This window comes from Kosmotoga sp. (genome assembly GCF_982836095.1).
Map to the genome: position 1 here is coordinate 1 of NZ_CEYIHJ010000138.1, position 5,310 is coordinate 5,310.

Annotated in this window: 3 protein-coding genes and 3 tRNA genes; all 6 read left to right on the forward strand. The window is 39.2% G+C overall.

All coding sequences use genetic code 11. The annotated features are described in order from the left end of the window. Window positions 1–285: 285 nt before the first annotated feature. The 6 genes from AC3LHT_RS08615 to AC3LHT_RS08640 all read left to right on the forward strand — a co-directional run bounded on the left by AC3LHT_RS08615 (window position 286) and on the right by AC3LHT_RS08640 (window position 5,182). Entirely contained in the window at window positions 286–2,067 is a 1,782-nt protein-coding gene (locus AC3LHT_RS08615; RefSeq protein ID WP_488662601.1) for a DUF2207 domain-containing protein, read from the forward strand. Window positions 2,068–2,134: 67 nt separating this feature from the next. Then, window positions 2,135–3,265, forward strand: coding sequence for an MFS transporter (locus AC3LHT_RS08620; RefSeq protein ID WP_488662602.1), 1,131 nt, complete (start codon window positions 2,135–2,137; stop codon window positions 3,263–3,265). A 300-nt stretch (window positions 3,266–3,565) separates the two neighbouring features. Then, window positions 3,566–3,641: transfer RNA gene (locus AC3LHT_RS08625), tRNA-Glu, on the forward strand. A gap of 5 nt (window positions 3,642–3,646) precedes the next feature. Next, a tRNA-Val gene (locus AC3LHT_RS08630) sits at window positions 3,647–3,721 on the forward strand. Between the two features lie 8 nt (window positions 3,722–3,729). After that, window positions 3,730–3,805 (forward strand) — tRNA-Phe (locus tag AC3LHT_RS08635). Window positions 3,806–3,904: 99 nt separating this feature from the next. Next, entirely contained in the window at window positions 3,905–5,182 is a 1,278-nt protein-coding gene (locus AC3LHT_RS08640) for an MFS transporter (protein ID WP_488662603.1), read from the forward strand. Window positions 5,183–5,310: the final 128 nt, after the last annotated feature.

Below are 5,310 nucleotides of genomic sequence, written 5' to 3' on the forward strand. Positions count from 1 at the left end.
GTGGCATAGTTAATTGGAAAAATATTTCCGTGCAAATCACTTGTGTGAAGAATGGTTAGCTGAAACTGAGCAGCAAAAAGCATTGATGCAATTGCTAAGACAAGAAAGACAAATAAAAACTTTTTCATAAATATACACCCCCTCAATTATAGTAAATCAATTATAACCATTTTTTCTTTGGTTTCCAATCATAATGAGAAACTGTCCTATTTACGATATTCTTAGCACAACCTAAACCGACTGAATGAAGCCCATGCAGTGTAAAATAATGATGGAGGTGGGGCAATGAGAAAAACGATTATACGGAGCATTATCATTGGTGCAATTGCATTAGCTGTATGGTTTATAGTTAGTATCATCGTTGGTGGGACTGATTTTAACTCAATTTACCGCCTGGAAAAAGCGGAGATAGAACACAGGGTATTGGAAGACGGAACTATGCAGGTACACGAGAAAATAGAATATCGTCTTGTAAAACCTTACAGAGGGTTAATTCGCAAAGTTCCTTCTGATTGGGTAGAGTATAGCGACTTGAAGGTTTGGACAGAAGGAATGGATTACACTAAAATAGAAAATTACAGCACGAAGAATTCAATAGATTTAAAGGTCTGGCTTGTTCCTTACAATGGTTCTCCCCGTAACCCTTCAAAAGGAGGGGATCTGGTTACACTTCACATTACTTACAAAGTTGAAGGAATTGTGCAAAAGGGGAATGACATATCGCAGATTTTCAGAAAATACTGGGGAGAAGGATGGGGACAACCAGTTAAAGATTTAACAGCTGTTTTTATTTTTCCAGATCAGTTAAAGCCAATACAAATTTACTCCCACCCACCTGTGAAACCAACAAATGAAGGCAATCAATACATCTTTGAAATGAAAAACATGCCTTCTCATACCTTTGGAGAAGTTCGCTTTTTGTTCCCGGAAGGCTTTTTTGAAAATGCCAAATCGGGAAATTTCGATTTAGAAGATATAAAGAACATTGAAGAATCATTCGAGCAAAAAGTGGATTTCTGGAAATATCAACTCCCAATTATTCTTGCTGTACTCACAATAGTCGTTTTCTTTCTTCTCTTTTATTTCATGGGAAGGGAGCACAACATTAATTATAATGCTTATTACGAACGGGAATTGCCTTCAAAAGATGAACCAGAGCTTGTCAATGCCGTTGTGAAAAAACTTTGTATGGGTGTTGACAACGATGGACTCGGAGCTTGCATACTGAACCTTTACAGAAGAGGATACGTGGATTTCAATGTAAACCCAAAGAAAGAAAAAGTGGAAGGAATAATCATCAAGAGAACCACAGGAAATGATTTGGCCGATACTGAAAGGCAGCTGCTTTCTTTCTTTGCAAAATATGCTGCCAACATTGGAGACCAGAAAATATTCGATTTTGACGAACTAAAAAGGAGATTTCGGAGAAGCCAAAAAGAGGCCAAGCAGTTCACGCAAGAGTTAAACGCCTGGAAGAGCTTAATCAAAGGCAAAGTAAAAGAGAGAAAATATTTATTGAGTGCTGGTGCCGGGCTTTCAAAATTATATTCAATTTTCCTGATTTTCATCTCTTTCATCGCATTGTTCACCATTTCAAATTCTTACGAGATCGGATTTCTATCTACATTTACAAAATACATATATGGAATATTTTGTATAACAGGCGCTATTGTTCTCTTTCTTCCTGTTGACGTTTTCGGAAGGTGGACAAAAACAGGGAGAGAATACTATCTGAAATGGAAAAACTTCGAAAACTACTTGAAAGATTATTCTTTGCTTTCTGAATACCCTCCTTCTTCTGTGATTCTTTGGGAAGAATATTTAGTTTATGCGACGGCTCTTGGCATTGCTGAGGAAGTCAGAAAACATATGAGTAAAATCATTCCCGAAGAGTTGTGGAAAAGAGAAGGAGGGCATATGTATATGTATTATCCTTATGGGCTGTACATATCAAGAGATTTTGGGTCAGTTGCGTCAACAGCGGTAGCTTCCTCATCGAGTTCAAGCAGTGGTGGAGCAGGAGGTGTTGGTGGAGGCTCTGGTGGAGGTGGAGGTGGGGCATTTTAGCAGTAAATTTTCACAAAAAGCATGAAGACATTTGCGGATAGATCTTTTTTACAAAAAGGAGTTTGATTTGCCTATTTGGAATTTTTTCTTTGAAGCACTTACATATTCCAGCCTTGCTGCAAGAAATATGTTAGGGCAATTTTTTGATATCGCTGGTTTTAGCCCAATAGAAATTGGCTATCTAATGGCTATGATTCCTGTTTTTGCTTTGGTATCCAACCCATTGTGGTTCAGAATAGGTTCAAAAATTACAGATAAGAATGCTTTCACAATTGTTTCCATCTCATCTGGTTTTTTGTTCTGGTTGGTATATCTATCAAAAAATTTCATTTTTGGACTTATTGCTGTTGCGGCGTTCTCATTTTTCTTTTCAGCCGTTGTCCCCCTTGGCGATTCGCTGATGATGGTTTCAGTTAAGAAACACGGTGGTGCTTTTGGAAGAATCAGGTTATTTGGTACCGTTGGGTTTGCGATAACTGCATTACTTTTAAGCGGGCTTGTGAAATGGGGGTTTATCTGGTATTTCATAGTAACATCGATTAGCCTTTTTCTTGCCCCCTTTGTAATAAATGTAACACTGACTGGAAAAGGCACAGAAAACAAAAAGCTCAATGTAAGTTCTGTCCGCAACGGAAACTTATTTACTTTTGTTATAATGATCATCGGTATGACTTTTGGGATTACTCTCGGGAGTTTCCATAACACTTTTTTCCCGGTTCTCTCGCGACAACTAGGTTACGATAAATCATTTGTGGGATTGATTTATGCATTTATGGCGTTCACGGAAGTTCCTTTCTTGTTTTTCGCAGAACGAATTATAAAAAAGATGGGAAATTTCAATGTTCTCATAACGGGTATATTCGCAAGTGCTTTAAGGGTATTATTGATCACCTATGTTACAGAAATGATGGCACTATTTCTGATAGAAAGCCTTCATGGTTTAACTTACATATTAATGTATTATGCTCTTTTCAATTATATCCACTTTAAATTACCAGAAAAATATCTAGTCAATGCTCAAAGCCTCTTTTGGCTAGTAAGTTCTGGATTGACATACATTCTTGGTTCAATAGTTGGTGGGTACCTTATAGAATTTTTTAATACATTGGCTGGTTTTAGAATCATGGGTTTTATGGGGTTCGCAGCTACTGGGGTAATCGTACTTATTTCTATCACGTTTAAACGGAAAACAGCTTAATCTCTGCCTGTAAAGCCTGAGTCTAGGGTATAGAAAGTGCTTCTAAAGTAAAGAGCTGAGAATTCGAGAACTAGGTGGAAGAACATCCAAACTCTAATTGCTAGACTCCAAACACCGTTTTCTGTCGAACACATCCAGGGTGTAAAAAGTGCTTTAAAAGCCGAGGCCAAGAATCAACGAGCCCAAGATGACGATATTCGCTCACAATGCTTTTTACCGATAAAGTTTCAAAATAGTGAACACGCTGGTTCCCTCTTGACCATTAGGGATTTATAGTGTATGATAATTAACGATGTTCTGGCCCCCATCGTCTAGCGGTCTAGGACACTGGCCTTTCACGCCGGCGGCAGGGGTTCAAATCCCCTTGGGGGCGCCATGGGTGGAAGCGTAGCTCAGTGGGAGAGCGCTTGCCTTACAAGCAAGAGGCCACAGGTTCGAACCCTGTCGCTTCCACCAGATGGGATGGCGAGGTAGCTCAGATGGTAGAGCAGTGGACTGAAAATCCATGTGTCGACGGTTCGATTCCGTCCCTCGCCACCAGTCCATCCCCTGACTCTAGCCCTGCGAATGCGGGGCTTTTCAATTGCCATATACTGTAAATACAGTAAATATACAGCTATTTACATTGGAGGTGCTATGGTGAATATTGATAGGGTTGTGGAGAAATATGTACCTACCAAAAAACAAGTTTTTATGCTTTTTTTCACTTCTCTCGAATGGATGTTTGTCGCTGCCGGGGTAATGGTTCTATCTTTGACGCTCCCAGATATTCTCAAAGAACTGCCCGATGCAATAGCTGTGAAAGGAACTATTGCAAGTTCAGTTTTTATAGGCATGCTGATAGGCGCTTTTAGTTCGGGCCTTTTTAGTGATCTCTTTGGTAGAAAGTGGGCAAATATCTCTTATCTGGTTATCGGGGCTATTTTTACACTTCTAACTGGTAATGCTAAAACACATGAGACATTTATTACTTTCCGACTTATTTCCGGTATTGGCTATGGTGGTTTGCTCCCTGTTGTCAATGCATACCTCACTGAATTTACTGCCATTCGTATTCGCGGGAGATTTCTCACCCTTCTCGAATCGAGCTGGGCTATTGGTAGCATTCTTATGGGGCTTTTCACCGTTCTAACGCTAAACACGCTTGGTTGGCGCTGGTCTTACTATGGGTTATCAATAATATCTATTTCATTGCTGATTATTGTTCTGCTACTTCCTGAAAGTCCAAAAATAGCCTATTTGAAAAAAGGCAAAGAAGGATTAGAAAAGGTTCTTGGAAACAAAGTATCTGAAGAAATAGAAATCACCAAGCATGTAAAAGTACCATTCTTGAGTTTGTTTAACAGAGAATATTTATCGCAAACCATTATGATATGGACACTATGGTTTAGCGTGAGTTTTGTTTATTATGGACTTTTTGTCTGGGCACCTAAAATATTCAGCTCAAAAGGAATAACACCACAAAGTTCGCTTTGGTATACGTTTTTTATGCTTGTCATGCAATTACCGGGATATCTGCTCGCAGCTTACCTCATAGAGAAAATTGGCAGGAAAAAAAGCATAGCTTTCTTTTTTATAGGGACCGCTTTATCAGCGCTTCTTATGGCAAGCGTAGCTTCACAGATAGCATTACTGTTTTCCAGTGTGATAATTTCTGTTTTCTGTTTGGGTGCGTGGGGCATGGTGTATGCCTATACTCCAGAATTATATCCCACTAAAATGCGGGCATTGGGAAATGGTGCTGCTGGAGTCATGGCAAGAATAGCTGGTATATTGGCTCCATACTATACAGCTTTTGTCATGGATAAAACAAATTCAATAACCTTAGTCATGATTCCCATGGCAATCTTAACGATTATATCAGCAACTTTTGCCCTTATAGTTGGAAAAGAAACCAAAGGAATTCCGGTTGAGTAAACTAAAAGACGAATAAGAGTTGATATTCAAGAATCGCATTTATAAGGGTCTAGGGTGTTAAGAATCGGGTCTAGGGTCTGGTTGTTGGGGTTTGGTAAAGACCAGACCCAAGACCCGTGTTGCTAAAA

What these genes read in the sequence shown, in the direction of transcription:
- AC3LHT_RS08615 (WP_488662601.1), top strand. Translation starts at nt 286, where the DNA reads ATGAGAAAAACGATTATACGGAGCATTATCATTGGTGCAATTGCATTA.